At 40.5% G+C, this 26,712-nt stretch carries 24 protein-coding genes and 1 pseudogene; 20 read left to right on the forward strand and 5 right to left on the reverse strand.

Features of this window, described 5'->3' with window-relative positions; genetic code table 11:
• The 3 genes from Q0037_RS03685 to Q0037_RS03695 all read left to right on the forward strand — a co-directional run.
• Positions 1–242 (forward strand): FAD-binding protein (locus tag Q0037_RS03685; RefSeq protein ID WP_297515626.1); only part of this gene is annotated, 242 nt, incomplete at its 5' end.
• 220 nt (positions 243–462) lie between these two features.
• The gene (locus Q0037_RS03690; RefSeq protein ID WP_297515629.1) at positions 463–1,071 is read left to right on the forward strand and encodes a bifunctional nuclease family protein; all 609 of its coding nucleotides are present in this window, start codon (positions 463–465) and stop codon (positions 1,069–1,071) included.
• A gap of 12 nt (positions 1,072–1,083) precedes the next feature.
• Entirely contained in the window at positions 1,084–1,908 is an 825-nt protein-coding gene (locus Q0037_RS03695; RefSeq protein WP_297515632.1) for a thymidylate synthase, read from the forward strand.
• An 88-nt stretch (positions 1,909–1,996) separates the two neighbouring features.
• Here Q0037_RS03695 and Q0037_RS03700 read toward each other — a convergent pair.
• Positions 1,997–2,253, reverse strand: a pseudogene (locus Q0037_RS03700) (isoamylase early set domain-containing protein).
• 341 nt (positions 2,254–2,594) lie between these two features.
• Here Q0037_RS03700 and Q0037_RS03705 point away from each other — a divergent pair.
• From Q0037_RS03705 to Q0037_RS03715, 3 genes are all read left to right on the forward strand, one after another.
• Positions 2,595–3,077: a dihydrofolate reductase gene (locus tag Q0037_RS03705; protein ID WP_297515635.1), complete on the forward strand. Its 483-nt coding sequence runs from the start codon at positions 2,595–2,597 to the stop codon at positions 3,075–3,077.
• A 57-nt stretch (positions 3,078–3,134) separates the two neighbouring features.
• The gene (gene ubiE / locus Q0037_RS03710; protein ID WP_297515638.1) at positions 3,135–3,863 is read left to right on the forward strand and encodes a bifunctional demethylmenaquinone methyltransferase/2-methoxy-6-polyprenyl-1,4-benzoquinol methylase UbiE; all 729 of its coding nucleotides are present in this window, start codon (positions 3,135–3,137) and stop codon (positions 3,861–3,863) included.
• A 66-nt stretch (positions 3,864–3,929) separates the two neighbouring features.
• Positions 3,930–4,568, forward strand: a complete 639-nt coding sequence (locus Q0037_RS03715; RefSeq protein WP_297515720.1) for a porin family protein — start codon at positions 3,930–3,932, stop codon at positions 4,566–4,568.
• On the opposite strand, the gene Q0037_RS03720 is transcribed toward Q0037_RS03715, so the two are convergent.
• Positions 4,565–5,290 carry an RNA methyltransferase gene (locus tag Q0037_RS03720; protein ID WP_297515641.1) on the reverse strand — a complete coding sequence of 242 codons (726 nt, stop codon included), beginning with the start codon at positions 5,288–5,290 and terminating at the stop codon, positions 4,565–4,567. The genes Q0037_RS03715 and Q0037_RS03720 overlap by 4 nt on opposite strands.
• A gap of 15 nt (positions 5,291–5,305) precedes the next feature.
• On the opposite strand from Q0037_RS03720, the gene Q0037_RS03725 reads away from it, so the two are divergent.
• The 3 genes from Q0037_RS03725 (at position 5,306) to accD (ending at position 9,923) form a co-directional block, all read left to right on the forward strand.
• The gene (locus Q0037_RS03725) at positions 5,306–7,876 is read left to right on the forward strand and encodes a BamA/TamA family outer membrane protein (RefSeq protein WP_297515644.1); all 2,571 of its coding nucleotides are present in this window, start codon (positions 5,306–5,308) and stop codon (positions 7,874–7,876) included.
• Positions 7,877–7,924: 48 nt separating this feature from the next.
• Positions 7,925–8,998 (forward strand): class II fructose-bisphosphate aldolase, encoded by a 1,074-nt coding sequence (gene fbaA / locus Q0037_RS03730; RefSeq protein ID WP_297515646.1) that lies wholly within the window; start codon positions 7,925–7,927, stop codon positions 8,996–8,998.
• Positions 8,999–9,068: 70 nt separating this feature from the next.
• A complete protein-coding gene (gene accD, locus Q0037_RS03735; protein ID WP_297515649.1) occupies positions 9,069–9,923 on the forward strand; it encodes an acetyl-CoA carboxylase, carboxyltransferase subunit beta in 855 nt (284 codons plus the stop codon).
• A 79-nt stretch (positions 9,924–10,002) separates the two neighbouring features.
• Here accD and Q0037_RS03740 read toward each other — a convergent pair whose 3' ends face one another.
• Complete coding sequence (locus Q0037_RS03740; RefSeq protein WP_297515723.1) at positions 10,003–11,247, reverse strand: ABC transporter permease; 1,245 nt, start codon at positions 11,245–11,247, stop codon at positions 10,003–10,005.
• Between the two features lie 143 nt (positions 11,248–11,390).
• Between Q0037_RS03740 and purH the strand changes: the two genes are divergently transcribed.
• The 6 genes from purH (at position 11,391) to rodA (ending at position 18,634) form a co-directional block, all read left to right on the forward strand.
• Complete coding sequence (gene purH / locus Q0037_RS03745; protein ID WP_297515652.1) at positions 11,391–12,917, forward strand: bifunctional phosphoribosylaminoimidazolecarboxamide formyltransferase/IMP cyclohydrolase; 1,527 nt, start codon at positions 11,391–11,393, stop codon at positions 12,915–12,917.
• Between the two features lie 57 nt (positions 12,918–12,974).
• On the forward strand, positions 12,975–14,003 hold the full coding sequence (locus Q0037_RS03750; protein ID WP_297515655.1) for a rod shape-determining protein: 1,029 nt from the start codon (positions 12,975–12,977) through the stop codon (positions 14,001–14,003).
• Between the two features lie 66 nt (positions 14,004–14,069).
• A complete protein-coding gene (gene mreC / locus Q0037_RS03755; RefSeq protein WP_297515658.1) occupies positions 14,070–14,903 on the forward strand; it encodes a rod shape-determining protein MreC in 834 nt (277 codons plus the stop codon).
• A complete protein-coding gene (gene mreD, locus Q0037_RS03760) occupies positions 14,893–15,402 on the forward strand; it encodes a rod shape-determining protein MreD (RefSeq protein ID WP_297515661.1) in 510 nt (169 codons plus the stop codon). Before mreC ends, mreD begins: the two co-directional genes overlap by 11 nt.
• Positions 15,399–17,372, forward strand: a complete 1,974-nt coding sequence (gene mrdA, locus Q0037_RS03765; protein WP_297515664.1) for a penicillin-binding protein 2 — start codon at positions 15,399–15,401, stop codon at positions 17,370–17,372. Before mreD ends, mrdA begins: the two co-directional genes overlap by 4 nt.
• The gene (gene rodA, locus Q0037_RS03770) at positions 17,369–18,634 is read left to right on the forward strand and encodes a rod shape-determining protein RodA (RefSeq protein WP_297515667.1); all 1,266 of its coding nucleotides are present in this window, start codon (positions 17,369–17,371) and stop codon (positions 18,632–18,634) included. The genes mrdA and rodA overlap by 4 nt, the downstream gene beginning before the upstream one ends.
• A 307-nt stretch (positions 18,635–18,941) precedes the next feature.
• Here the strand turns inward: rodA and Q0037_RS03775 are convergent, their stop codons facing one another.
• Positions 18,942–21,113 (reverse strand): carboxy terminal-processing peptidase, encoded by a 2,172-nt coding sequence (locus Q0037_RS03775; RefSeq protein ID WP_297515670.1) that lies wholly within the window; start codon positions 21,111–21,113, stop codon positions 18,942–18,944.
• Between the two features lie 149 nt (positions 21,114–21,262).
• Here Q0037_RS03775 and surE point away from each other — a divergent pair, with 149 nt between their 5' ends.
• Genes surE through Q0037_RS03800 form a run of 5 tightly spaced genes read left to right on the forward strand, consistent with a single transcriptional unit; the run spans position 21,263 to position 26,187 of the window.
• Positions 21,263–22,033, forward strand: a complete 771-nt coding sequence (gene surE, locus Q0037_RS03780) for a 5'/3'-nucleotidase SurE (RefSeq protein ID WP_297515673.1) — start codon at positions 21,263–21,265, stop codon at positions 22,031–22,033.
• 1 nt (position 22,034) lies between these two features.
• Positions 22,035–22,307: a hypothetical protein gene (locus Q0037_RS03785; protein ID WP_297515676.1), complete on the forward strand. Its 273-nt coding sequence runs from the start codon at positions 22,035–22,037 to the stop codon at positions 22,305–22,307.
• A gap of 3 nt (positions 22,308–22,310) precedes the next feature.
• Positions 22,311–23,426, forward strand: coding sequence for a lipid-A-disaccharide synthase (gene lpxB, locus Q0037_RS03790; protein ID WP_297515679.1), 1,116 nt, complete (start codon positions 22,311–22,313; stop codon positions 23,424–23,426).
• 40 nt (positions 23,427–23,466) lie between these two features.
• On the forward strand, positions 23,467–24,159 hold the full coding sequence (locus tag Q0037_RS03795) for a C40 family peptidase (protein WP_297515681.1): 693 nt from the start codon (positions 23,467–23,469) through the stop codon (positions 24,157–24,159).
• Positions 24,160–24,183: 24 nt separating this feature from the next.
• Positions 24,184–26,187 carry a ComEC/Rec2 family competence protein gene (locus Q0037_RS03800; protein ID WP_297515684.1) on the forward strand — a complete coding sequence of 668 codons (2,004 nt, stop codon included), beginning with the start codon at positions 24,184–24,186 and terminating at the stop codon, positions 26,185–26,187.
• Here the strand turns inward: Q0037_RS03800 and Q0037_RS03805 are convergent.
• Positions 26,184–26,687: a thioredoxin family protein gene (locus Q0037_RS03805; RefSeq protein WP_297515687.1), complete on the reverse strand. Its 504-nt coding sequence runs from the start codon at positions 26,685–26,687 to the stop codon at positions 26,184–26,186. The genes Q0037_RS03800 and Q0037_RS03805 overlap by 4 nt on opposite strands.
• Positions 26,688–26,712: the final 25 nt, after the last annotated feature.

The raw sequence follows: 26,712 nt of genomic DNA on the forward strand, positions 1-26,712 counted from the left end.
ACAGTGAACACGTTGGGCAAACGGGAAAACCGGTGGCGTCTAACTTGTATATTGCTTTAGGAATTTCTGGAGCTATTCAACATATTGCGGGAATCAACGCATCTAAAGTAAAAGTGGTCATCAATACTGATCCCGAAGCACCTTTTTTTAAGGTAGCCGACTATGGAATTGTGGGCGATGCACTTGAAATCGTACCGCGATTAACCCAAAAACTGAAGGAATTTAAAGCGCAAAACAGCTAAGTATTTCTTACAATAGTGCACACTATACTAACGCCTTTTGTTTTTTTTTTTTTTTTTTTATTTTTTAAAAAAAAATACCGAATCTTTTTGTTATTTTGCAAGCGGTAACCTTACTGTCCAATACCCTTATAATATAAGGTAAGTGTTTGACAAAAAGTACAAACCGCCCTTAAAACTCATATAGTCAAGCGGTTTAGAATCAGAAAATAGAGGAAGGAACATGAGTTTAGTGAAACTTACTATAAAGGGAATTTCGTATAGTCAAACCCAAAACGGGGCCTACGCATTAATATTAAATGAAGTGGACGGAGAGCGCAAATTGCCCATTGTTATTGGTGCTTTTGAAGCCCAATCCATTGCTATTGCCTTAGAAAAAGAAATCAAACCGCCCCGCCCTTTGACCCATGATTTGTTTAAAAGTTTTGCCGATCGTTTTGATATTTTGGTCAAGCAAGTCATCATTCACAAGTTGGTCGATGGCGTTTTTTACTCCAGTATTATTTGTGAACGCGATAAAATCGAAGAAATCATCGATGCACGAACCTCAGACGCCATTGCATTAGCCTTGCGTTTTCAAGCGCCTATTTTTACCTATAAAAATATTTTAGACAAAGCGGGGATCTACCTCAACCCCACCAGTTCTGAATCTGAAAGTGAGGACGTGCTATCGTCACCTGAACCATTAGGCGAAACTAAGGAAGCATCGGGTTCGGGATTACGTAAATTTAGCCTAGCCGAACTGCACGAGCAACTTGAAAATGCAGTGCAAGAAGAAGACTACGAAAAAGCGGCACGCATTCGTGATGAAATTTCAAAACGTGAATCTTAAAAAACAACTGCAGTGAAGCAATACCACGACCTCGTTAAACATGTAATGGAACAGGGTGTCCAAAAAGGAGACCGCACGGGAACCGGAACGAAAAGTATCTTTGGATACCAAATGCGTTTTGATCTCAGCGAAGGATTTCCTTTGGTTACTACCAAAAAACTCCATGTAAAATCGATCATTTATGAATTGTTGTGGTTTTTGAAAGGCGAAACCAATATCGGCTATTTGCAAAACAATGGCGTTAAAATTTGGGACGAATGGGCCGATGAAAACGGAGATTTGGGTCCGGTATACGGCCATCAATGGCGCAATTGGGATGATAAAAATATCGACCAGATTACCGAATTAATCACTACTTTAAAAACCAACCCCAACAGCCGTCGCATGCTGATTTCTGCATGGAATCCTTCGGTTTTACCCGACACATCAGTTTCATTTGCTGAAAATGTAGCTAATGGAAAAGCAGCTTTACCTCCATGTCATGCCTTTTTTCAATTTTATGTGGCTGAAGGCAAATTGTCATGTCAACTCTATCAACGCAGTGCCGATATCTTTTTAGGGGTACCCTTTAACATTGCATCCTATGCTCTTTTGACAATGATGATGGCGCAAGTTTGCGACTTACAACCCGGAGATTTTATTCATACGTTTGGCGATGCTCATATTTATAACAACCACTTTGAGCAGTTGGAATTACAATTGAGTCGCGAACCTCGTCCGTTGCCCATGATGAAAATCAATCCAAATGTTAAGGATATATTTGCCTTTGAATACGAAGATTTTACCTTAGAGGGATATGACCCACATCCGCATATCAAGGGGGCTGTAGCTGTTTAAAAACAGTCCAAAAGACGTCAAATATGCTGATTTAATATTATAAAAAATCCGCCTTGCAGGGCGGATTTTAAAACAAACCAACTAAAACTTATACTTCTAAAACGCTGTTTTCAGCGTTGGCATAAGCATTCCAACGGTAGCTGTCAGCTTCTGGGTCATTGAGGTATTCCCATTCACCACATATCTAAATTCAAAGGTGTTGTCTTTGGTTAAATCAAAGGCACCTTTAAACGATCCGTTCTTTAACTTCGATAGTAAACCGGCCTCAAGATTTCAATCTTTGAATTCTCCCACAACCGCAGCTGTGGCTTCTACAGTAAACGTCACTTTACATTCAGGTTTCATCTTCAAAAACCGCTTCTTGACCGCCTTAACTATTTCATTTATAGATTACTGCAACAAAGTAAAGCAAATATTTCGGTGATTGTATCGCTCAAAATACGATTTATGATATTCACAAAAACAATTGAAAATTATCGTTCTTTTGCTGTTTTTTAGTTTTTTTTCTCATCAAAAAAATTTAGGAAAACGTTTTCTTAATCACGGATTCTAAATTTTAGTTTTATTGATTCCGTCAATTTTTGGCTAAACAAACGTCAAATTTTGACTAAAAAACGTCAGGAAACTGAATTCCAACCCCACATTTGAATGAAAGAACGTATTTTTACATCTTCAAAAACAAATCCATGATTACCTTAATAGCCGCAGCTGCGGAGAACAATGCATTAGGAAAAGACAACCAATTGGTTTGGCACTTGCCCAACGATTTCATTCGGTTTAAGGCATTAACCACAGGCCATTATATTGTGATGGGACGAAAAACATTTGAAAGTTTTCCCAAACCCTTGCCAAAACGCACCCATGTGATTATCACCCGTCAACACGATTACACCTTCGAAGGATGCATCGTTGTACACTCGTTGGAAGAAGCATTAGCGGTTTGTCCTAAAGATCAAATAACCTATGTTATTGGTGGCGCAGAGATATACCATCAAGCCATGCGCTGGGCTGACACTATTGAATTAACCCGAGTCCATGCTTCGTTTGAAGCAGACGCTTTTTTTCCAGAAATTCTAGAGGAAGAGTGGGAATTAATCGCTTCTGAATCGCATCCCGCCGACGATAAGCATGCTGTTTCGTATACTTATTGCACCTATCACCGGAAATAAAGCTATGTAAAAATGCGGCAAGTTATGTACCTTTGCCGCGCAAATCAGCACACTCTTATGGCACAAAATGTAACGCCTTACAAAGATTCCCCCTTAGGAAAAAAGGAACAAGTCACACAAATGTTTGACGCCATTTCAGGAAATTACGATGGGTTAAACCGGGTTATTTCCTTTGGTATCGATGTCAAATGGCGTAAAAAAGTATTGCGTCTTGTGCAAGAGCAAAATCCCGATACCGTTCTCGACATCGCCACAGGAACGGGAGATTTAGCCATTCTGATGGCAAAAACCAACGCATCCAAAATCACCGGCTTAGACATTTCTTCGGGAATGTTGGAAATAGGCAAACAAAAAGTAAAAGACCGTGCCCTAGAAAACCGTATCGCTATGGTATTGGGCGATTCTGAAAACATGCCTTTCCCCGACAACCATTTTGATGCGATCACAGTTTCGTTTGGCATTCGGAATTTTGAAACCTTAGAAAAGGGTTTGGCCGAAATTTTACGCGTATTAAAACCTAACGGCATTTTTGTCATCCTTGAAACTTCTGTTCCCGAAAAAACACCGTTCAAACAAGGATACCGACTATACACCAAAAATATTCTTCCCATTATCGGAAGACTCTTTTCCAAAGACAATGTGGCCTATGGATACCTCTCCGAATCAGCAGCCGTATTTCCATATGGAAAACAACTAAACAATATTTTGCGTAAAATTGGGTTTACTAACGTGAAAGCGCTGCCCCAAACTTTTGGCGTAACCACGATATACACTGCATCAAAATAAGTTATGAGGTATTTTTTATTCGTGTTTTGTTTTTGTTCGTTAGGATTGACCGCTCAATCCAAAGGGATGTTTTCGAGAGATCCTATCATTAACTTGGAGAACTTTGACAAGCAACGAGTGCATTGGGGTTATTTTTTGGGATTTAACAGTTTTGACTTCAAAATTGATTACATCAACCCGCCCGCCCGCGATATTGTGGTCAATGGAACGACCGGATTTAATGTAGGTTTGGTGGGAAATCTTCGTATACATGAATATTTCGATTTACGCTTTGAACCCGGATTGTATTATACCCAACGCAATCTAACGTATTCCGGATTTACGCGAACTATTGACGCTTTGCGAGAAGTTCGTTCTACCTACATCTCGTTTCCGTTACTTCTGAAATTTTCATCCAAACGTGTCGGAAATGTTCGCCCTTATTTGGTAGGTGGTGTCAATACAACCCTTAACTTATCAAGTAATTCCAAGTCGTTGGATGATAATTACCAACAACGATTTAGAGTAAAACAGTGGACCAATAATTATGAAATCGGATTTGGAATTGACCTTTATCTAGAATATTTCAAATTTTCGCCGTCTATACGTGGAATCTTTGGTATGAGCGATGAACTAATACGCGACAACAATCCCGACAGCCCATGGACAGGCAATATTTCAGGTTTCCGCACGCGTGGTTTTGTGGTTAATTTTACGTTCCACTAAGTCGCTCGTCTAAATTCACTTATAAAAATGGCAGCAGCCGTAGCCACATTCAAACTCTCTGTCTGTTGCAAATCACCAAATCTTGGAATGGACAAACGATGCGTAACTCGCTGCGCGACGGAATCAGAAATACCATTGGCTTCATTTCCCAATAATACTATTGCCGATTGCGGTAACTTTTGTTTATACACCGAAACGCCATCCATGAATGTTCCATAAATAGGCAACTTCGTTTGGGTTAAAAAAGGTTCAATATCGGTATAAACCACCGAAACGCGACTCAATGATCCCATGGTGGCTTGCACTACTTTGGGATTATACATATCGACAGTGGCGGCACTACAAATAACTTGTGTTATCCCAAACCAATCGCATAACCGAATAATCGTCCCAAGGTTGCCCGGATCGCGAATAGTATCCAAAACCAACAGTAATCCCTCTTCAACGATAGGTTTCGGTTCTCGCATTTTAAAAACGCCAAGACAATTGTTGGGTTCATGTAAGGCTGACATTTTTTTCAACACTTCAGGAGAAATGAGTTCAGGAACAAGGATTGTTGGGGGTAAAACATTTTCCGTTTGAAAAAGATATACGGGCTGAAAATGGGAGTACAAGAGTTCAGAAATGACCTTCACTCCTTCGGCGATGAAGAGGCCTTCGGCAGTTCGGTACTTTTTTTGCTGTAAGGATGCAATTAACTTGATTTGGTTTTTGCTCACCATAAAAAAACGTTACTTTTGGATTTAAAATTTGAACCTTTGCGCGTCCACGTTACAAAAATAGCATTATTCACCGGAATCGTCCTTTTTCTTGTGGCCTGTAATGTTACCCAACGGGTTCCCAACAATAAACGGCTGTTGGTTAAAAATGAAATTGACATCAACGGTAAACCTACGCGTGATGAGGCTGTATATGTGCAATTATACCAAAAACCCAACACATCGATACTAGGGTATCGCCTGCGTTTACAATTGTATAATTTAGCCAAAAAAAACGCTGACACCGCCTACAAACAGTGGTTGCAACGAAAACCCAAACGGCAAGAACGGCTGAATCGTTTTTTATCGGCCAAACAAGTGGAACGATTAGGAAAATCATTTGTTGTTTCAGGGCTGAGTAATTTTTTGATGAAAACGGGAGAACCGCCGGCCCTGTATGATTCCGTCAGCACTCAAAAATCAATCAAACGCCTCAACTCATTTTACTACAATAAAGGCTATTTTGACGTAGCCACCACCATCGAAAAAGACACTTCTAAAGCAAAAAAAATTGGCATTCGCTACCGTGTCGACCTTAAGAAACCATATCTTATTGACAGTTTGAAACCTCAAATTTCGAGTCCCAAGCTCGATTCATTATTTCGATTGAATGCGAGTCGCTCCCTCATCAAATCGGGCAAACCGTATGAAACCGAAACCCTCAACGCCGAACGGGATCGAATTACTTCAGAATTTCGTAATAACGGGGCCTATCTTTTTCAACAAAACTACATTCGATACTCGCTGGATACGTTGGGAACGCAAAACAAAGTCAATGTGCGTTTACTGATCAAAGACTACAGCTATCGCGAAAATGACACGGCCAAAACGGCTCCTTTTCAACTCTATACCATCAATAAAGTCGCCATTTTCACCGATCAATCGACCAATAAAAACGAAATAAAAAGCAAAGACAGCGTAACGTACAAAGATTTTGTTTTATACAGTGAAAAAAAATTAAAATACCGTCCCAAAGCGATTACCGATGCGGTATTTATCACCAAAGGAAGCATGTTTTCAGACAACAACACCTCGTTGACCACACGCTATTTGAGTAATTTACGGGTTTTCAAATACCCTACCATTCAATACCAACAAGACCCGAAAGACCCCAATGGATTGATTGCCAACATTTTTTTGACGCCCCGAAAAAAATACACCTTTGGAGCTTCAGTAGACTTCACCCATTCGAATATTCAGGATTTTGGAATTTCTGGGAATACTTCTTTGGGAATTCGCAATGTTTTTAATGGCGCGGAAACGTTTGAAATTGGATTCCGTGGTAATGTGGGTTCCTCCCAAGACTTAGCCAATCCGAACAATACCTTTTTTAACATTTCTGAAATCGGTTTGGATGCCAAGCTGAATTTTCCGCGCATCTTCTTCCCATTCAATACCGAAAAAATCATACCCAAAACCATGTTGCCTACTACGTCGATGACCATAGGTTACGCCAAACAACGCAACATCGGTTTGGACAAACAAAACTTTACGGGAACCTTTACGTACAATTGGACGCCACGAAAAAACACCAACATTCGTTTTGACCTTTTAAATATTCAGTTTGTGAAAAATGTGAATATTGGAAACTATTTCAATATTTATCGTTCTTCCTACGATGTTTTAAATGTACTCGCATTAAATTACAATGCCGATCCCTCGTTTTTTGATGCCAACAACAATTTGATTATTGATGCGGGCGCCAACGGTTTTATCAATGCAGTTTTAGGTTCAAATCCTACGATTACCCCATCAGCAACAGACTTACGTACGATTCGCAGCATTGTAGAACGCCGCAAACGTTTAACCGAAAACAACCTCATCTTTGCGACCAACATCTCATTTTACAAAACCACTAATCGTGGCGTAAACGATAATGATTTTTACTCTATTCGAACGAAAATTGAATCGGCGGGAAATATTTTAGCGTTATTGGCGCGCGCATCAAAACAGTTGGAAACCCAAACAGGAGCGAACACCTTTTTTGATGTAGAATTTTCACAATATTTAAAAGGTGAGATCGAATACATCAAACACTGGAAATTAGCTGGAAAAAGTGTTATCGCTATTCGATCCTTTGCCGGTTTGGCCGTTCCTTTTGGAAATTCAAACTCTATTCCGTTTTCGCGAAGTTATTTTTCGGGAGGATCCAATGATAATCGTGCTTGGCAACCCTACAGTCTAGGCCCCGGAAGTAGCGGAGGTATCAACGATTTCAATGAGGCCAACATGAAGCTGGCGTTTAATGCAGAGTACCGATTTAATTTATTTGGAAAATTCAATGGAGCGCTCTTTGCAGATGCGGGTAATATTTGGAATGTGTTTGACAACGTTGAACAAGCTTCGTTTCAGTTTAAAGGATGGGAGTCATTGAATGAAATTGCTTTAGGGAGTGGTTTAGGGTTGCGCTATGACCAAGGTTTGTTTGTCGTGCGATTTGACATTGGTTTTAAAACCTACAATCCTTCGGAACAGATTGAAAACAAATGGCTGAGAGAGATAACCTTATCGAAGTCGGTACTAAATATCGGGATAAATTATCCGTTCTAATTTTTTTTATTTTTACTTTTGTCGCTTAACGATTAATACAACTACACCATGTCACACCACATTAAACCCGGAGTAGCTACGGGTGATGAAGTTCAAAAGATATTTGCTTACGCAAAAGAAAAAGGATTTGCTTTACCTGCCGTAAATGTTGTGGGATCCAGTACTATCAACGGCACCCTAGAAACTGCGGCCAAACTAAAAGCACCAGTAATCATTCAGTTTTCCAACGGTGGTGCGCAATTTAATGCCGGAAAAGGATTGTCAAATGCAGGAGAACAAGCGGCTATTTTAGGAGCTGTAGCTGGTGCAAAACATATTCATACTTTGGCCGAAGCTTATGGTGCGACGGTGATTTTACATACCGATCATTGTGCCAAAAAATTATTGCCTTGGATTGATGGCTTATTGGATGCATCCGAGAAACACTTTGCTGAAACCGGGAAACCTTTGTTTTCTTCCCACATGATTGATTTGTCGGAAGAGCCTTTACATGAAAATATTGAAATCTGTCAACAATACTTAGCCCGAATGAGCAAAATGGGCATGACCTTAGAAATCGAACTAGGAATTACGGGTGGAGAAGAAGATGGTGTAGACAATTCAGATGTTGATAGTTCTAAACTTTATACACAACCTTCAGAAGTAGCCTATGCCTTCGAAGAATTAATGAAAATTAGCCCAAAATTCACCATTGCTGCCGCTTTCGGAAACGTGCATGGAGTGTATAAGCCTGGGAATGTAAAACTTACGCCTAAAATCTTGAAAAATTCGCAAGACTACGTACAAGAAAAATACAATACAGGGGCCAACCCTATCGATTTTGTGTTCCACGGTGGATCAGGATCTACCTTGGAAGAAATTCGTGAGGCCATTTCGTATGGTGTCATCAAAATGAATATAGACACCGACCTTCAATTTGCCTTTACCGAAGGGATTCGCGATTATATGACGGGAAAAATCGATTATTTAAAAACACAAATCGGAAGCCCAGAAGGAGCTGATTCACCCAACAAAAAACACTATGACCCACGCAAATGGGTTCGCGAAGGTGAAGTCACTTTTAATGCCCGTTTGGAACAGGCTTTTGCCGACTTGAACAACGTAAACACCTTATCAATTTAAATTTTGAAATAGCGCTTACAACACTTTCCGTTACGTAAGCAACGATTTTCATTACCTAATACAATAAACTATGGCTTGGTTTAAACGTACAGAAAAAGGGATAAAAACCGCTACCGAAGAAAAGAAAGATGTTCCCAAAGGACTTTGGTATAAATCGCCTACGGGTAAGATTGTTGATGCCGATGAATTGGAACGCAATTTATGGGTAAGTCCAGAAGATGATTTCCATGTACGTATTGGTAGTAAAGAGTTTTTTGAAATACTTTTTGACAATAACGAATTCAAAGAATTGGATGCCAAAATGACGTCGAAAGACCCGTTGGGTTTTGTGGATACCAAAAAATATTCTGAGCGATTGAAAGAAGTCATGGACAAAACCAAATTGAAAGATGCGGTTCGAACCGCAGTGGGGAAATCCAAAGGAGAAGATTTGGTGGTCTGTTGTATGGACTTTGCTTTTATTGGCGGCTCGATGGGTGCTGTTGTAGGGGAAAAAATTGCCCGTGGTATCGATTATGCCATGCAGCACAACATTCCGTTTATGATGATTTCTAAGTCGGGAGGGGCGCGAATGATGGAAGCGGCTTACTCGTTAATGCAATTGGCAAAAACGTCGGCTAAATTAGCGCAGTTGGCCGATAAAAAAATTCCCTACATTTCTTTGTGTACTGACCCTACCACAGGTGGAACTACGGCATCGTATGCGATGTTAGGGGACATCAACATCTCTGAACCTGGCGCTTTAATTGGTTTTGCGGGACCACGCGTTGTTCGTGACACCACAGGAAAAGATTTACCTGAAGGATTTCAAACGGCTGAATTTGTTTTGGAACACGGTTTCTTGGACTTTATTGCCCACCGTAAAGAATTGAAAAATAAAGTAAATCTCTATTTGGATCTTATATTGAATCGACCCATTCGTTAATTTTTAGGGATAAAAATAAAAAAGCACGGTTTCTAATGACCGTGCTTTTCTTTTTATAACAAACTAACACAAATACAATTTACATCCCGCTGCGAATCGCTTCTACAGGGTCTAATCGGGCGGCGGAAATAGCGGGTAAAATTCCCGAAATCACACCAATCAATACGGCCAAACCTGTTCCTTTTAAAACATTACCAAGACTTAGAATAAATTCAAAATCCAAGGCGGAAGTCAGAAGAATCGTGAGCATCCAAACCAATCCGATTCCAATCAATCCGCCGAAAAGACAAAGGATGACTGCTTCAAAAAGAAACTGAAAAAGGATAAATCGGTTTTTGGCACCCAATGATTTCTGAATCCCAATCAGGTTGGTACGTTCTTTTACGGAAACGAACATGATGTTGGCGACTCCAAATCCGCCGACCAACAATGAGAAAGCCGCAATAATCCACCCACCGATGTTCATCGAACTGATAATTCCATCAATTAAATCGGTAAATCCAGAAAAAACATTGATAAAGAAATTATTGTCTTCGTCAACTTTCATCCCGCGGTAATTGCGCAACTTCTGCGTCAATTCGGCCTTGAAAGCTTCCATATCTACTCCTTTCACGGGTTTAATCACAATAACGGGCGTCATCGATTTATTTTCTCCCAAAGCCCGACGAATAAAATTAACGGGGATGATAATCGAGGTATCGTCATTTCCGAACATCCCATCTCCTTTTTTCTCTAAAACCCCGACAATGGTAAACCGTTGTCCGTACATGCGCACTTGTTTACCCAAAGGATTTAAAGTGCCAAAGAGTCCTTCGGCCAATTCGGCCCCTATAACCGCCACTGCAGCCCCTGAATTGGACTCTGAGGCGTTGAAAAAACGACCCTCAGTAAACTCAAAACCCTGAATATCAATGAATGTATGGGTGACAGGCACAACATTAACATTGGACATAGTTTTGTCCTCGTACTTCACATTTTCCCATTTGAGAAAAATCTGATACGACAGTTGAGCAGCATCGGGTAAGTTGTCTTGTAAGTATTCAAACTCGGCATAATTGACTTTCGGATATTGCTCGCGTTTCCAAGCAGGTACGGACGAGGGGCCAAAGGTGTCGTTGAATAAATAAATGGTGTTTTTATCTAAACTGCTTAGCTCTTTTTTGATTTTTTGGTCTAAAGAATCCACAGCAGCCAATACGGCGATGATGGAAAAAATACCGATGGTTACCCCCAATAACGAAAGAAACGTTCGCAACTTATTATTGCGCAACGCATTCATCGCAAATCCGAAACTTTCGTTGAGTAACCGAAGGTATAAAAGCATATCACTTTTGTCTTTACACTCCATAAGTAGCGGTTTAGCGGCAATTGTTACAAAGGAGACAAAATCTTCTTTTTTATTTTAAAATTCACTTGAAAAATAGGGTGAAAAAACGCTACTTTTGCGCCTTATTAAACCACAACAACATGACGACTACAAAACCTATTCAGTCGGCCCTGATTTCGGTATTTTCGAAAGACGGACTTGAGCCCATCGTTCGTAAACTTCATGAGCTTAAAGTAACTTTATATTCTACTGGAGGCACCGAAGAATTTATTAAAAACCTTGGAATACCTGTCATTCCCGTAGAGGAAGTGACCGATTATCCTTCCATTTTAGGCGGCCGTGTAAAGACCTTACATCCTAAAATTTTTGGAGGCATTTTGAACCGTCAAGATCATGCGTCGGATGTGGAAGAAATGCAATCGTACAACATCCCGCAATTGGACTTGGTCATTGTGGATTTGTATCCTTTTGAAAAAACCGTTGCTTCAGGAGCTTCTGCAGCGGATATTATTGAAAAAATTGACATCGGGGGGATTTCGCTCATTCGGGCAGCCGCCAAAAATTTTAAAGATACAGTCATTGTTCCTTCGGTAAATGAGTATCGCTTGTTTTTAGACCTTCTTGAATCGGGTAATGGAAGTACAACTTTGGAGCAGCGTCAATTTTTGGCAGCAAGAGCTTTTCATACTTCTTCGCATTACGACACGGCTATTTTTAATTATTTCAACCAAGAAGATACTATTTATAAAATGAGTTCCGATCAAGGGCAAACGCTACGTTACGGCGAAAATCCGCATCAAAAAGGGTTTTTCTTTGGGGATTTTGACGCTTTATTCACGAAGGTTCACGGCAAAGAATTGTCCTACAATAACCTTTTGGACGTAGATGCTGCGGTCAATTTGATTTTAGAATTTAAGGATTCTGACCCTACTTTTGCAATCCTCAAACACAATAACGCTTGTGGTTTGGCCACACGCGATACTATGAAAGAAGCGTATTTACAGGCTTTGGCAGGCGATCCTACTTCCGCTTTTGGCGGTGTATTAATTGCCAACAATACCATAGATAAAGCGACGGCGGATGAAATTAACCAACTTTTTTGTGAGGTCGTTATTGCGCCTTCATTTGAACCTGAAGCCCTTATCATTTTACAAGAAAAGAAAAACCGTATTCTATTAATTCAACATCCAACAGCATTACCCCAACAACAAGTTAGAACCTGTTTAAATGGCCTGTTGGTTCAAGATCGAAATGCGGTCACCGACACCAAAAATGGACTTTCATACGTGACCAATACCAGGCCCACAGAGCAAGAAGTTGAGGACTTATTATTTGCTTCTAAAATTTGTAAAAACACCAAATCCAACACCATTGTATTGGCCAAAAACGGACAATTGATTGCTTCGGGTACGGGACAAACCTCTCGTGTGGATGCCCTTCGCCAAGCCATTGATAAAGCGCGTTCGTTTGGATTTGATCTTAATGGGGCGGTCATGGCCAGTGATGCGTTCTTTCCGTTTCCAGATTGTGTAGAAATTGCTCATCATGCTGGAATTAAGGCCGTTATTCAACCTGGAGGTTCCATAAAAGATGAATTGAGTATTGCCTATTGCAACGAAAATAATGTTGCTATGGTATTTACTGGAACACGTCATTTCAAACATTAATTTTATTATTTTTGTAGGCTGATTCATAAATAACAAACTAACACTCTGTAACATCGTATGGGATTTTTCGATTTCATGACCGAGGATATCGCAATCGACCTTGGTACCGCTAATACCCTGATTATTCATAATGACAAAGTTGTCATCGACAGTCCGTCTATCGTTGCGCGCGATCGTATCACGGGAAAAATTACTGCGGTTGGTAAAGAAGCTAATATGATGCAGGGGAAGACGCATGAAAACATCAAAACCATTCGACCCTTAAAGGACGGTGTTATTGCAGATTTCGCGGCATCAGAGGAAATGATTAAAGCCTTTATCAAAAGTATTCCAGCTTTAAAGAAAAAAATGTTTACGCCTGCCCTTCGTATGGTGGTATGCATTCCCTCTGGTATTACCGAAGTGGAAATGCGTGCGGTAAAAGAATCCTGTGAGCGCGTAAACGGGAAAGAAGTGTACTTGATTCACGAACCTATGGCCGCAGCTATCGGGATTGGAATTGATATTATGCAGCCCAAAGGAAATATGATTGTTGATATCGGTGGGGGAACTACTGAAATTGCGGTGATTGCTTTGGGGGGAATCGTTTGCGACAAATCGGTGAAGATTGCGGGAGACGTTTTCACAAACGATATTATCTATTACATGCGTACCCAACACAATTTGTTTGTTGGGGAAACTACCGCTGAAAAAATAAAAATCACTATTGGTGCAGCCACAGATTCGTTGGAATCGCCTCCAGAGGATATGTCGGTACAAGGACGTGACTTATTGACGGGAAAACCAAAACAGGTTGAAGTTTCTTTCCGAGAAATTGCCAAGGCTTTAGACAAATCCATTCAACGGATTGAGGATGCGATTATGGAGACGCTTTCACAAACCCCCCCCGAACTAGCCGCAGATATTTACAATACTGGGATATACTTAGCCGGTGGTGGATCGATGCTACGCGGTTTGGACAAGCGAATTTCTTTAAAAACTGACCTCCCGGTTTATATTGCCGAAGATCCGCTAAAAGCAGTAGTTCGTGGAACTGGAATGGCTTTAAAAAACATACCGAAATTCAGAAGTATTCTTATCAAGTAATTTGATTTTTTACTAATTTTAGAACACTTTAATACGGAACAGCAACAGGAATTTTTAGCGTAACTCATGCAGCAAATCTTCAATTTTATATTTAAAAACAGGTATCGTATGCTGTTTTTGCTGCTTATGGCGACAGCCGTTTCGTTGACTATTCAATCCCACTCCTACCACAAAAGTAAAGTCATCAGTTCAGCTAATTTTTTGACGGGAGGTGTTTACAAACAAATCAACAACGTTAACGAATACTTCAATCTTCGTACGAAAAACGAAGAACTAGCGCTTGAAAATGCTCGATTGAAAAGTATTTTATTCAATCGAAAAGACACGTTAAAAGTTCCATTATTGGACACTATTAAAGGCGTTAAAAAAACAGATTTAATTGTCGCCAAAGTCATTCACAATTCCTACAGCGCTCAAGTCAACTTTCTTACGCTAGACTCGGGAGCCAAAAATGGAATTCGTCCCGAAATGGGGGTTATCAATAGTTTGGGAATCGTGGGTATTGTTGAAAATGTATCGCCTAACTACGCAACCGTTTTGAGTATTTTAAATACAGAATCCCCTATCAATGCCAAAATCAAGAAATCCAATCATATCGGTTCTTTGATTTGGAATGGAAAAAATACGGGATTTGTTCAATTGATTGATGTGCCTCGATTGGCCTCAGTTCGCAAAGGCGACACCATTGTCACAGGCGGACAATCCACCATTTTCCCAGAAAATATAAATATCGGTACCATTGAAAAAATTTACACCGATGATCAAACCAATTATTATACCCTTGATGTTCGTTTGTTTAATGACATGACGAGTTTAGGTCATGTGTACATCATTCGAAATCGGGATCGTCAGGAAATATTAACCTTAGAAAAGAAAACACAAAAGAACAATGAACAGTAACACCTTACTTTTCAATTTAGCTCGTTTTGTGTTGCTCCTTTTGGCGCAGGTAGTGGTGTTTAACAACATTAACTTCCTCGGTTTTATCAACCCCTATCCTTACATTTTATTTATCATTCTTTTCCCGGTAAATGGAAACAAATACGGATTGCTGGGAGCCAGCTTCCTCTTGGGCTTTCTCATGGATTTGTTTTGTAATTCGGGAGGCGTTCACACGGCTGCCTGCTTAATATTGGCGTATATTCGACCTTCTATATTTAAGTTTTCCTTTGGTTTAAGTTACGAATACCAAACGGTAAAACTCAACGATGTGCTCACGCCCGAACGTTTTTCGTTTTTATTGATTGCTGTGGCGGTTCATCATCTGACCTTGTTCCTTATTGAAGTGTTTACTTTGGAATTCTTTTGGAGTATTTTGGTACGCACCCTTGTAAGTACTTTGTTTACCGTGATTTTGTGCATTTTGATCATTTACTTAATCAAGCCTAGTAAACGATGAGAAAGGTATTGCTTCCCTCTTTGGTAATCATAACGGCTGCGTTGTTATTGATTCGTATTTTCTATTTGCAAATTATTGACGATTCGTTTAAACTAAAATCAGAAAATAATGCGATTAAAATCAAATACGACTATCCCGAACGTGGTTATGTCTACGATCGTAATGGAAAACTTTTGATTGCCAATCAACCCTCGTATGACATTATGGTCGTCCCTCGTGAAGTTAAAAATATTGACACTCTCGAATTTTGTCGACTGTTGGATATTGACAAAGCCTTTTTCATCAAACGTTTAGAAAAAGCACGCGTTTACAGTCCGATGCTTCCCTCCGTTTTTTTACCACAATTGAACAAGTTGGAATACGCAGCATTTCAAGAAAAAATACGCAAGTTCAATGGTTTTTATATTCAAAAACGCTCGATTCGCGATTACCAAGTGAGTTTTGGAGCCAATGTTTTTGGTTTTATAACCCAAGTAAACGAAGCCATCATCAATAGCAATCCGTATTATAAACCTGGTGATTTGATTGGAAAACAAGGGATTGAACAAAGTTATGAGGAAGTTCTTCGGGGACAAAAAGGGGTGAAACACATTTTACGCGACAAGTTCAATCGCGAAATCGGATCGTATAAAGAGGGAAAATACGATACGATTGCCAAACAAGGAAATGACATTACACTCACTATTGATGGCGATTTGCAAGAATACGGTGAGTTATTAATGACCAATAAATGGGGCGGTATCGTGGCCATTGAACCTAAGACGGGTGAAATTTTGGCCTTAGTCACTTCACCCAATTACGACCCTGCGCTTTTGGTAGGGCGCCAACGTTCGAAAAACTACAATACACTCTACCGCGACTCTATAGCCAAACCCTTGTATGATAGAGGTTTACTAGCACAATACACCCCGGGCTCTCCGTTTAAAATCTTAACTGGATTAGTCGCTCTACAAGAAGGTGTGATTAGCGACAGCACTCGTTTTGTATGTAACCACGGATTTAGTTATGCCCGCGGTCGTTTTATGCGCTGCCATTGTTCGGGTGGTCCTGTACAACTTCATCGTGCTATCTATGAATCGTGCAACACTTTTTTTTCCAGTTCCTACATCCGTTTGATCAATAAATATAATGATCACGGGTATGGGGTTGACCTTTGGGCAAAACATCTTCGCAGTTTTGGTTTGGGCGATTTTATGGGCTATGACTTACCCATTGGAGTTCGCGGTAATATTCCTACCTCCAAAATATATAATCGCACCTACGCCGGATGGAAATGGGATGGAAAAACTATTGTCTCCAACGCCATTGGACAGGGTGAAGTCTTGATGAGTCCGTTACAATTGGCCAATTTTATGGCCACCATTGCCAATCGCGGCTATTATTACACGCCTCATATCATCAAAAAAATAAAGGGAGGATCCATTGACCCGAAATTCCGAGAAAAACATCAAACCACGATTGATCGCAAGTATTTTGACCCTATTATTGAAGGGATGCACGCGGTATATGGTCCGGGAGGTACCGCATCAGGATTAGGAGTGGAAGGGATTGAAATTTGTGGTAAAACGGGAACTGCCGAAAACTTTATGGTGATAAACGGCAAGCGAACCAAATTACAAGACCACTCTATTTTTGTGGCTTTTGCGCCCAAAGACAACCCCAAGATCGCTATCGCTGTGTTTGTAGAAAACGGATATTGGGGAAAACGATGGGCAGGTCCGATTGCCACCTTAATGATTGAAAAATACCTTAAAGGAAAAATTACCCGAGCTGACTTTGAAAAGCGCATGCTCCAAGGAAGTTTACAAGATCAATACGAAAAATTATATCCTCAAAAGCACCAAGATAGTATTGGTATTTTAAATGCAAGGGTAAAAGACAGTCTCTTTAAAATGAAAAAGCGACAAGATTCGATTGCCGGCAAAAAACCAGAAGTCAAACCCGATACGCTACGTAAAACAGTCCCATGAGAAACCAAAGCGTCACCAGCAATATCGATTGGATCAGTATCGTTTTCTATTTTGTTTTGGTCATCTTAGGGTGGTTGAACATCTATTCGTCATCATTGTCGGGAGCTCCTGAAGATGCGTCTATTTTTGATATAAGCCAAATTTATGGGAAACAGTTTTTATTTATCTTATTTTCTATCCCCATCATATTTACGATTTTGGCAGTAGAAGCTAAATTCTATGAGAAGTATTCGATCATTATTTTTGCCGTTTCGCTGCTATCCTTACTTGGATTATTTGCGTTTGGAAAAGTAATCGCCGGACAACGGTGTTGGTATGGTATCGGTAGTTTTACCTTGCAACCGTCGGAATTTGCCAAAGCAGCTACCTCCTTGGCATTGGCGAAGTATTTGAGCGATGTACAAGTCAACTTACGGGAAATGCAACGGCAATTACAAGCCTTATTTATCGTTTTTCTTCCGGTAATGTTGATTCTTCCCCAACCCGACCCAGGAAGTGCACTGATTTATTTTGTCTTCTTTTTTGTCTTGTATCGCGAAGGGTTACCGGGTTGGTATTTGGTTACAGGGTTTATCGCTATTCTCTTGTTTATCCTAACTTTAGCGACAAATAATCCCTATATCGTAATTGGACTTACTGCGTTGGCTTTGGTTGTCAATTATTACCGCAGTCGATTAGTAGACCGTAATATTTTTGCCAGTATTCTCATGTTTTTTATGGTTACGGCCTTTACATTTTCGGTGAACTTTGTGTTTAACAATGTATTTAAACAACACCACCGTGATCGTTTTAATATTTTACTAGGGAAAGAGGTCGACTTAAAAGGAGTAGGATATAATACCAACCAGTCTGAAATTGCTATTGGTTCGGGAGGATGGTTTGGAAAAGGATATTTGGAAGGCACGCAAACCAAAGGTGGATTTGTCCCCGAGCAACACACCGACTATATTTTCACTACGGTAGGCGAAGAATGGGGATTTTTGGGAAGCTTGATGGTCATCGGACTTTTTGCGGGATTAATTTTACGCATCATTTACTTGGCGGAACGGCAAAAAACAAAGTTCAGTAGGGTATATGGGTATTGTGTAGCAGGTATTTTATTCATCCACTTTTTCGTAAACATAGCCATGGTAATCGGCGTATTTCCAACAATTGGAGTGCCATTGCCCTTCTTTTCGTATGGAGGATCCGGACTCTGGGGCTTTACCATTTTGCTTTTCATATTCCTGAAAATGGATGCGAATAAGGTCAATGAATGGTAGGTATATTTAAAATGTCTTTTTTAAGTGTTCCAGCAAAAATATCGGTACTTCAGGAATACTAATTAATAAGACTATGAAAAACTCGTAATCCTTTGGGGACTGCTTGCCATGGGGCTTACTGCCGTTCATGCACAAAAGCCCTTCATCGATTCATTAGCGATACGCAAGCAACAAGAAGGGCTTGAAAAGCACGCTTAAAACAAGAACGCGCTATTGAATAAGCTATTGCCAAAATGGAAAAAGAAAAGGACAAGACAAGTTGCGTAAACGGAGATTAAAAAAAGTCCCGATCAACTCGGGACTTTTTTTATGACTTTAATAATTTCTCTTTTTTCACTTTATTGGAAACGCCTTTATTGGCTCCATTTTGCAAGTCATCTAAGACATGAATGGCTTCCTCAATGTAAATATCCTTGGAGAGATTTTCATGCCAACGTTCGCGTTTTTCCTTTAGCGTAACATCGGTTTTCATTTGCTCCTCTTCATTGGGCAAGGATTTAAACTCGAAATTGTTTTTGTATTCGGAAATCGCTTTGAACTTTTTATTCATTTCATCCAACTGCTTTTGCTCCTGCTTGTATTTGTCGATTTGCAAACTATAGGTGGTAATGTCGTTTCGATTATCCAACCATTTTGCATTTTCATCAATTAATTTCAATTGCGGACTAGCACTGATCCGTTTTATACTATTGGCCAAAGCAAAATCATAGTTCGGTTGGTTAGACCATGTATTATAAGGCGCCGGATCGATTTTATCCCAAGGCATGGCATTATCGATGTCGCGTTCGCCCATTTCCAAATACGCGTATTTATCGGGCATAACCACATCACTTTTCACCCCATCCAATTGGGTCGAACCGCCATTAATTCGATAGAATTTTTGGGTGGTCGTTTTTAAAGCACCCAAATCGCCCACGGTACTTCCGCGCACAAACTGATTCAAATCGATGACATTTTGAACAGTACCTTTACCATAAGTTTGCTTACTTCCCACAATCACAGCCCGCTTATAGTCTTGCATAGCCGCAGCCAAAATTTCGGAAGCTGACGCAGAAAACTCATTGGTCATAATCACAAGCGGACCATCCCAAGCGACTTTAGGATCACGATCGTACAACACTTCTTTTCGGCCAGCCGCAGAACGAACTTGTACAATAGGACCTTGGTCAATAAAAAGACCACTGATGTCGACTACCGTTTTGAGGGAACCTCCTCCATTGTCTCGCACATCTACAATCAATCCTTCTACACCTGCATTTTTTAAACGCTCGACTTCAATGGCTACATCTTTGGCAGCATCACGACTGTCTTTATTTTCAAAATCAATATAAAATTTAGGCAAATAAATAATACCATATTTTACACCATTTTTTTCAACGATACTGGAACGCGCATAGGTTTCCTCGATTTCAACCTCATCGCGAATAATAGAAATTACTTTCAAAGAACCGTCTTGTTTTTTTACGGTTAGTCGAACTTCGGTTCCTTTAGGGCCTTTGATTTTTTTCACCACATCGTCCAAACGCATCCCGACAACATCCACGGGCTCGCCGTTACCTTGAGCCACTTTCAAAACCACGTCGCCAGCTTCCAATTCTTTACCGCGCCATGCCGGACCCCCAGAAATCAACTCTGTAATTTCAGTGTAATCGTTTTTCTTTTGCAATCGCGCTCCAATACCCTCTAATTTTCCACTCATACTCACATCAAAGCGTTCCTTGTCTTCGGGCGCAAAATAAGAAGTATGCGGATCAAAGCGTGTTGTAATGGCATTAATGTATACCGAAAACCAATCGGCACGGGTCAAATCTTTGATGAAATCAAAATTCTCGTTTAAAGACTTTAAGGCATTCTCACGGGTTTCTTTCTCAAGTTGTTCGTAGGTTTTTACTTCAACCTTAACCTCCTTTTTATCCGTACCTTTTTCTTGAAGTTTTTGCTTTTCAACCAATGAGGCCAAGGTAGAGAGTTTGATTTGTTTACGCCAACGTTCTTTCAATTCGGCAACATTTTTGCAATAGGGCGCGTTTTCATAATCCGTATTGATGGACTCATCCACTTTATAATCAATGGGTTTGTCTAAGATTTCTTTGTAATACGCCCGACTCTCTTCCATTCGCTGAATCAACCGCTCGTAAGTCAAGTTAAAAAACGTAAGGTCACGATTTACAATTTGATCGTCAATTTTGGTTTCATACTGAGCAAATTCATCGATATCCGATTGCAAAAAGAAACGTTTTGAAGGATCCAAAGCTTCAATATATTCTTTGTACACTCCTTTTGAAAAGGTATCATTAATTTCTGAAGGACTGTAATGCCCTTTTTCAATGACGTAGGTTAATAATTCAAGGAGCAATTTATCTTTTTCAGGATCACCGTCTTTAGATTTGGGCATAAAGCTCCATAACCCCACGGCTGCTATCAGCACAATAAGGATTTTTTTATAATGTCTTTTCATAAAACTCACAATTGCATTCATTAAGTGTTCCTAAATTATATAAAAAATCATGCCATCCCGATGGAATACCGTCTAAATTTTTGTTAAACTCAGACTACGACCCAAAGTTAGGAAAAATGTCCCCAATGAGTCCCAAAATATGTACTTTTGTTACAACTTCAAATTGAATTATGGAATCCAAACCTTTGATTTTAGTCACCAACGACGACGGTATTACAGCTCCTGGAATTCGAGTCTTAATCGAGGTAGTGCAAACCTTGGGCGAAGTGGTAGTTGTTGCACCCGACAGTCCCCAAAGTGGCATGGGTCATGCGATTACGGTCAATGACATGCTACATGTAAAAAAAGTAAGTCCGTTTGGCCCAAGCATTACGGCCTATAGTTGCTCTGGAACACCCGTGGATTGTGTGAAAATGGGCGTACATGAATTAATCAAACGGAAGCCTGACCTTTGTGTATCGGGCATCAATCACGGATCCAATTCATCCATAAATGTAATTTATTCGGGCACCATGAGTGCTGCAGTTGAAGCCGGCATCGAAGGGATTCCAGCTATTGGTTTTTCGTTGCAAGATTTCAGTTGGGAAGCCAATTTTGAGCCCGCAAAAACCTACATTCGAAGCATCGTGCAACGCGTGCTTGAAGAGGGATTACCCGCTGGTACGGTGTTGAATGTTAACTTTCCGAAACTACCTGCCGAGGCTATCAAAGGCATTCGTATTTGCCGTCAGGCGCATGCGTATTGGCAAGAAAAATTTGATAAACGCATGTCACCCTTTGGAAAAGAATATTATTGGTTGACAGGTGAATTTATTAATTTAGACAAAGGGGAAGATACCGATGAATGGGCGCTTACGCAAGGATATGTTTCTATCGTTCCTGTTCAATTTGACCTCACGGCACATCATGCCATTCCTATATTAAACCGTTGGAATTTCTAAAATGAATAAGAAAGAACTAATACTAGGCTTCGCACTAGGCCTCCTTACCACCGGCGCAGGCTTGCTTTTGGTCGCGCTACTTTTTTCCTTTTTAAGTCCCAATTTTCATTGGCAATCCCTTTGGAATAGAGATTTATTGGGAAAATACATCGCTTTGGGTTCGTTATTGAATCTGCTCCCCTTTTTTATTTTGCTGTCGCGAAAAAAAGAAGCGATGGGGTACGGAATCATTATTGCCGTAGCTGTACTTACCCTTTCCACCTTATTTTTTTAACCCATGAAATACTATATCATAGCAGGCGAAGCTTCGGGAGATTTACACGGTTCGAATGTAATGAAAGCCCTTTTGAGCGAGGACCCACAGGCCGAAATTCGTTTTTGGGGTGGTGACTTGATGCAGGCAGTAGGAGGCACTTTGGTCAAACACTACCGCGATTTGGCTTTTATGGGATTTGCCGAAGTGGTGATGAATTTGGGGACGATTTTAAAAAATATTCGTTTTTGCAAAAAAGATATTCAGGCTTTTCAACCTGATGTCATTTTGTTTATAGACTATCCCGGATTTAATATGCGCATTGCCAAATGGGCCAAACAACGAGGATTTCGAACCCATTATTACATTGCGCCTCAAATTTGGGCGTGGAAAGAAAACCGAATCAAAGCCATCAAGCGCGATGTAGATGTTTTGTATGTTATTTTACCTTTTGAAAAAGACTATTTTGAGCAAAAACACCACTATCCGGTGCATTTTGTAGGGCATCCGCTATTGGACGCCATTCAACAACGTACACCCACCGACGAAAAAATATTTAGAACCCAAGCACAACTAGACGATCGACCGATCATCGCCTTATTGCCAGGAAGTCGTAAGCAAGAAGTTTCCAAAATGCTCGAAATCATGCTGTCGGTGGTTCCCGACTTTCCCGAATACCAATTTGTCATAGCAGGAGCGCCGAGTTTGGACTATGCTTTTTACGCCCCTTTCTTGGAATCAGAGCGGGTACGATTTGTGGCTAATAAAACCTATGACTTACTATCGTGTGCTCATGCAGCCTTGGTCACTTCGGGTACTGCTACGCTGGAAACTGCCCTTTTTAAAGTTCCCGAAATCGTATGTTATAAAGCCAATCCTTTATCCTATCAGATTGCCAAAAGAATCATTACTTTAAAATACATTTCGTTGGTTAATCTAATTATGGATCAACCCGTCGTCAGTGAATTAATTCAAAACGATCTCAATCGGGAGCGTTTACATACTGAACTTGTGCGAATTCTTTCGGGACCGGAACGCGAAAAAATGGTTAAAGAGTATATCGAATTGGAACAAAAATTAGGCGGTGGAGGCGCTAGCCAAAGAACGGCCCAGCATATTAGGAACATTTTAACAGCCTAATTTAGCTGGCTTTGTTTTATCTTTGCCAAAATTTTTGAGTTTGCATAAAGTTTGGAATTATATCATCGTCGCACTGCTTTTGGTTTCCTGTAAACCCAACCAAACGGTTATTGTAACCTCCAAAAAAGAAGCGCAAAAAAAGAAAATTTACACGCCCTACACACCCAAAAACAATACAGGAGTAGCCTCAACAACGGCCAATCCAACTCCCGCAACAACACCCAAAAAAATAAAAACAATTGCCGTTATTCGAGAACCTGAAGGTTTTTCGGAAACAAAACCCAAGAAAACGCCCTTGATCTTGGATCAAAACGACGAGGATATTGTAGTTACCAGTGATGATACACCTTACCTCACAGAACAATTAATCAATAATGCAATGGACTTTCTGGGGACGCCTTACCGCGGTGGTGGAACAAGTCGCAACGGATTTGATTGCAGTGGTTTAATGTTTACTACCTTTAAAACATTTGATATTATTCTCCCGCGCAGTTCACACGAGATGGCCCGTATCGGTCGGGTGTTGGATCGAAATGAATACCGCCGTGGGGATTTGATTTTTTTCCGAACGAATGGACGCCGTACTATAAATCATGTGGGAATGATTACGGAAATATTGGCCGATGAAATAAAATTTGTACATTCGTCAACACAGTTAGGCGTTGTTGTCTCCTCCACCAAAGAGCCTTACTATCAACGAACTTTTGCACAGGTGAATAGGGTTATCGAGTAAATCGTAACATCTAAACGCCGGAATATGAAAGCCATTCAATTTCCGCTGATTCGAGTTACCCTCGCCTTTATTATTGGACTTTTTCTCGGAAAACTTTTTGTTGTTCCACCCGTCTTATGGGCATCCGGTATCCTTTTTTCAGCGCTAACCGTAGGAGTCATCCATTATTATACGCGAAAATTTATAACACCACCTTACGCGCTTGGGGGCCTACTATTACTAGTATTTGTGGGTATCGGTGGGTTGCGAGTTGCTATGGATATTCCGGAGCGAAATCCGTACCATTTTACACATTTCCTCAAAAAATCGCAAGCCTGTACCCTTGTTGTTACGTTAGAATCACAGTTACGCACGTCAAAAACACGAACCCGTTATGTGGCAGAGGTGCACGAGGGGAACGGCCAAAAAACGGTGGGAAAAATTGTTGTGGGGTTCCCTAAAAATGAGCAAATCTATAAAATTGGGGAATTGTACGGCGTATCGGGACATTTCCTTCCTTTGGAACCAACTGCAAATCCGGGGCAGTTTGATTACAGCACTTATCTAAAAAACAAGCATTGGTATGGACAACTTTTGATCACTAATGCAAAATTGCTTAGTCCTCCCCAAAAAAGTATCCCCTCTATAGCTGATGGCATTCGGCAAACGGTTTACCAACGTTTAAAAAAGCACTTGAATGAATCGGATTTGGCGCTCATTATGGCGCTAATTTTGGGGCAACAGCAAGATATGAATACCGATCTAATTCAAGCCTATCAAAAAGCGGGGGCAGTACATATTTTATCGGTTTCTGGACTTCATGTAGGTTTTGTGCTGATTTTTATACAAACGCTTCTCAAACCCTTTCCCAATACCCGACGGTTTCGACATTTAAAAATTGTGATTGTCATCTTTGGTCTTTGGACGTTTGGATTTTTAGCTGGGTTAGCCCCCTCCGTATTACGCTCGGTGATCATGTTTTCGGGACTTGCTGTGGGAGAGTACCTGCGACGGAGCAGTAATAGTTACAACACCTTATTTACTTCTTTATTTCTCATTTTACTTTGGCAACCCCATGCGCTTTGGGACGTGGGACTACAACTGAGTTATACTGCTGTTTTTTTCATTCTTTGGTTGCATCCTATTTTGCAAAATCTTTGGTCACCGCAGTCCAAAATGGGGCGGTATGTACGCGACTTACTTTCCGTTTCCTTAGCGGCACAATTGGGTACATTGCCCCTATCGTTGTATTATTTTCATCAATTTCCTGGGCTATTCTTCGTTACTAATTTACTTTTATTACCGGGGATGGGCGTTTTGATGGGTTTGGGACTACTATGCGTGGTGATGGCGTATTTAAATTGGATTTGGACGCCCTTATTAAAATTAGTACAGTGGGCATTGGATCTTATGAATGGAATCATTCGCATCATTTCCGAACAAGAAGAAATGGTATGGAGTGGCATTCCGATGAATCTGACGGCTATGCTCCTTTTGTATGGTATCATCGTGATGGGCGTTTTTGCGGTGGAAAGACGGAACTTCTATAGTTGCAGGAATTTCTTAGGGAGTATACTGGTTTTTCAATTGGCGATTTTCGGAATTCGGCATTACCATTGGCAAGAAGAGGCATGGATTCTTTTCCATCAACGAAAAGCTACTATAATTGCGCAGCAGCAGCACCATCAATATCAATATTTAGCAAACACTAATACCGACTTCCCTACCCTCGAAGCGTTTGCTTTATCCCGATGGATTGCTCCTGCTGCAAAGCAAGACTTGCGACAAAATCGATTTTGGCTGAACGGAAAAAAAATAGCATTGGTCGATGAAGAAGGGCGTTTCCCTAAAGATCGTCCCCATATTTTGATTGTGACCAATAATCCGCGGTGTAGCCCTGAATCGTGGTTACGACGCAATCGCCCGGATTGGGTTGTGCTTGACGGAAGCAATTCATATCATTTGCGAAAATCGTGGAGAGAACTCTGTTTTAAACTAAAAATCCCTTTTCATGATACTTCAGAAAAGGGATCGTTTAGCGTGTATTAAGCTTTCTTTTTATCTTTTTTTGGCTTCGGGTCGGGCACATAGCGCGTCAGCATTTCGTTGGCACCCGCTAGCCATTTTTCGGGGCCACCTGCCACGTAACCCGTTTGTCCTAATTGCTCAAAATTAGTTTTGCCATTGACCTCTGTGGGTTTTACCAAATACACTGAGGGATACCCTCGCACTTGAAAGACTTGTTGCAATTGCATATTTTGTTGACGCAATGCATCCGTTTGAGGAGTACGTCGTGGGAAATCGAGTTCAACCAAGATTACTTTTTCCTTGGCCCATTGGATAAATTCTGGTTTTTTAAAAACTTCCGTTTGCAAACGGATACACCAACCGCACCAATCGCTTCCGGTGAAAAATAAGAACAAGGGTTTTTGTTCACTGCGGGAAAGTTCGATAGCCTTGTTGATATCGGTGTGCCATGTTAATCCTTCTTGAGCTTGTAGGGATTGTAATCCTGTGAGCAACAAAAAAGCAAGTACAATTTTTTTCATAACAAAAGTAAATTACGTTCGAAAG

The sequence above is a fragment of the Flavobacterium sp. genome (assembly GCF_027482425.1).
In the GTDB taxonomy this organism is placed as follows: Bacteria; Bacteroidota; Bacteroidia; order Flavobacteriales; family Flavobacteriaceae; genus Flavobacterium.

What these genes read in the sequence shown, in the direction of transcription:
- mreD (WP_297515661.1), top strand. Translation starts at nt 14,893, where the DNA reads ATGAACAGTAACACCTTACTTTTCAATTTAGCTCGTTTTGTGTTGCTC.
- mreC (WP_297515658.1), top strand. Translation starts at nt 14,070, where the DNA reads ATGCAGCAAATCTTCAATTTTATATTTAAAAACAGGTATCGTATGCTG.
- Q0037_RS03800 (WP_297515684.1), top strand. Translation starts at nt 24,184, where the DNA reads ATGAAAGCCATTCAATTTCCGCTGATTCGAGTTACCCTCGCCTTTATT.
- Q0037_RS03705 (WP_297515635.1), top strand. Translation starts at nt 2,595, where the DNA reads ATGATTACCTTAATAGCCGCAGCTGCGGAGAACAATGCATTAGGAAAA.
- Q0037_RS03720 (WP_297515641.1), bottom strand. Translation starts at nt 5,290, where the DNA reads ATGGTGAGCAAAAACCAAATCAAGTTAATTGCATCCTTACAGCAAAAA.
- purH (WP_297515652.1), top strand. Translation starts at nt 11,391, where the DNA reads ATGACGACTACAAAACCTATTCAGTCGGCCCTGATTTCGGTATTTTCG.
- Q0037_RS03775 (WP_297515670.1), bottom strand. Translation starts at nt 21,113, where the DNA reads ATGAATGCAATTGTGAGTTTTATGAAAAGACATTATAAAAAAATCCTT.
- surE (WP_297515673.1), top strand. Translation starts at nt 21,263, where the DNA reads ATGGAATCCAAACCTTTGATTTTAGTCACCAACGACGACGGTATTACA.
- Q0037_RS03750 (WP_297515655.1), top strand. Translation starts at nt 12,975, where the DNA reads ATGGGATTTTTCGATTTCATGACCGAGGATATCGCAATCGACCTTGGT.
- Q0037_RS03690 (WP_297515629.1), top strand. Translation starts at nt 463, where the DNA reads ATGAGTTTAGTGAAACTTACTATAAAGGGAATTTCGTATAGTCAAACC.
- ubiE (WP_297515638.1), top strand. Translation starts at nt 3,135, where the DNA reads ATGGCACAAAATGTAACGCCTTACAAAGATTCCCCCTTAGGAAAAAAG.
- mrdA (WP_297515664.1), top strand. Translation starts at nt 15,399, where the DNA reads ATGAGAAAGGTATTGCTTCCCTCTTTGGTAATCATAACGGCTGCGTTG.
- rodA (WP_297515667.1), top strand. Translation starts at nt 17,369, where the DNA reads ATGAGAAACCAAAGCGTCACCAGCAATATCGATTGGATCAGTATCGTT.
- fbaA (WP_297515646.1), top strand. Translation starts at nt 7,925, where the DNA reads ATGTCACACCACATTAAACCCGGAGTAGCTACGGGTGATGAAGTTCAA.
- accD (WP_297515649.1), top strand. Translation starts at nt 9,069, where the DNA reads ATGGCTTGGTTTAAACGTACAGAAAAAGGGATAAAAACCGCTACCGAA.
- Q0037_RS03715 (WP_297515720.1), top strand. Translation starts at nt 3,930, where the DNA reads ATGTTTTCGAGAGATCCTATCATTAACTTGGAGAACTTTGACAAGCAA.
- lpxB (WP_297515679.1), top strand. Translation starts at nt 22,311, where the DNA reads ATGAAATACTATATCATAGCAGGCGAAGCTTCGGGAGATTTACACGGT.
- Q0037_RS03740 (WP_297515723.1), bottom strand. Translation starts at nt 11,247, where the DNA reads ATGCTTTTATACCTTCGGTTACTCAACGAAAGTTTCGGATTTGCGATG.
- Q0037_RS03785 (WP_297515676.1), top strand. Translation starts at nt 22,035, where the DNA reads ATGAATAAGAAAGAACTAATACTAGGCTTCGCACTAGGCCTCCTTACC.
- Q0037_RS03805 (WP_297515687.1), bottom strand. Translation starts at nt 26,687, where the DNA reads ATGAAAAAAATTGTACTTGCTTTTTTGTTGCTCACAGGATTACAATCC.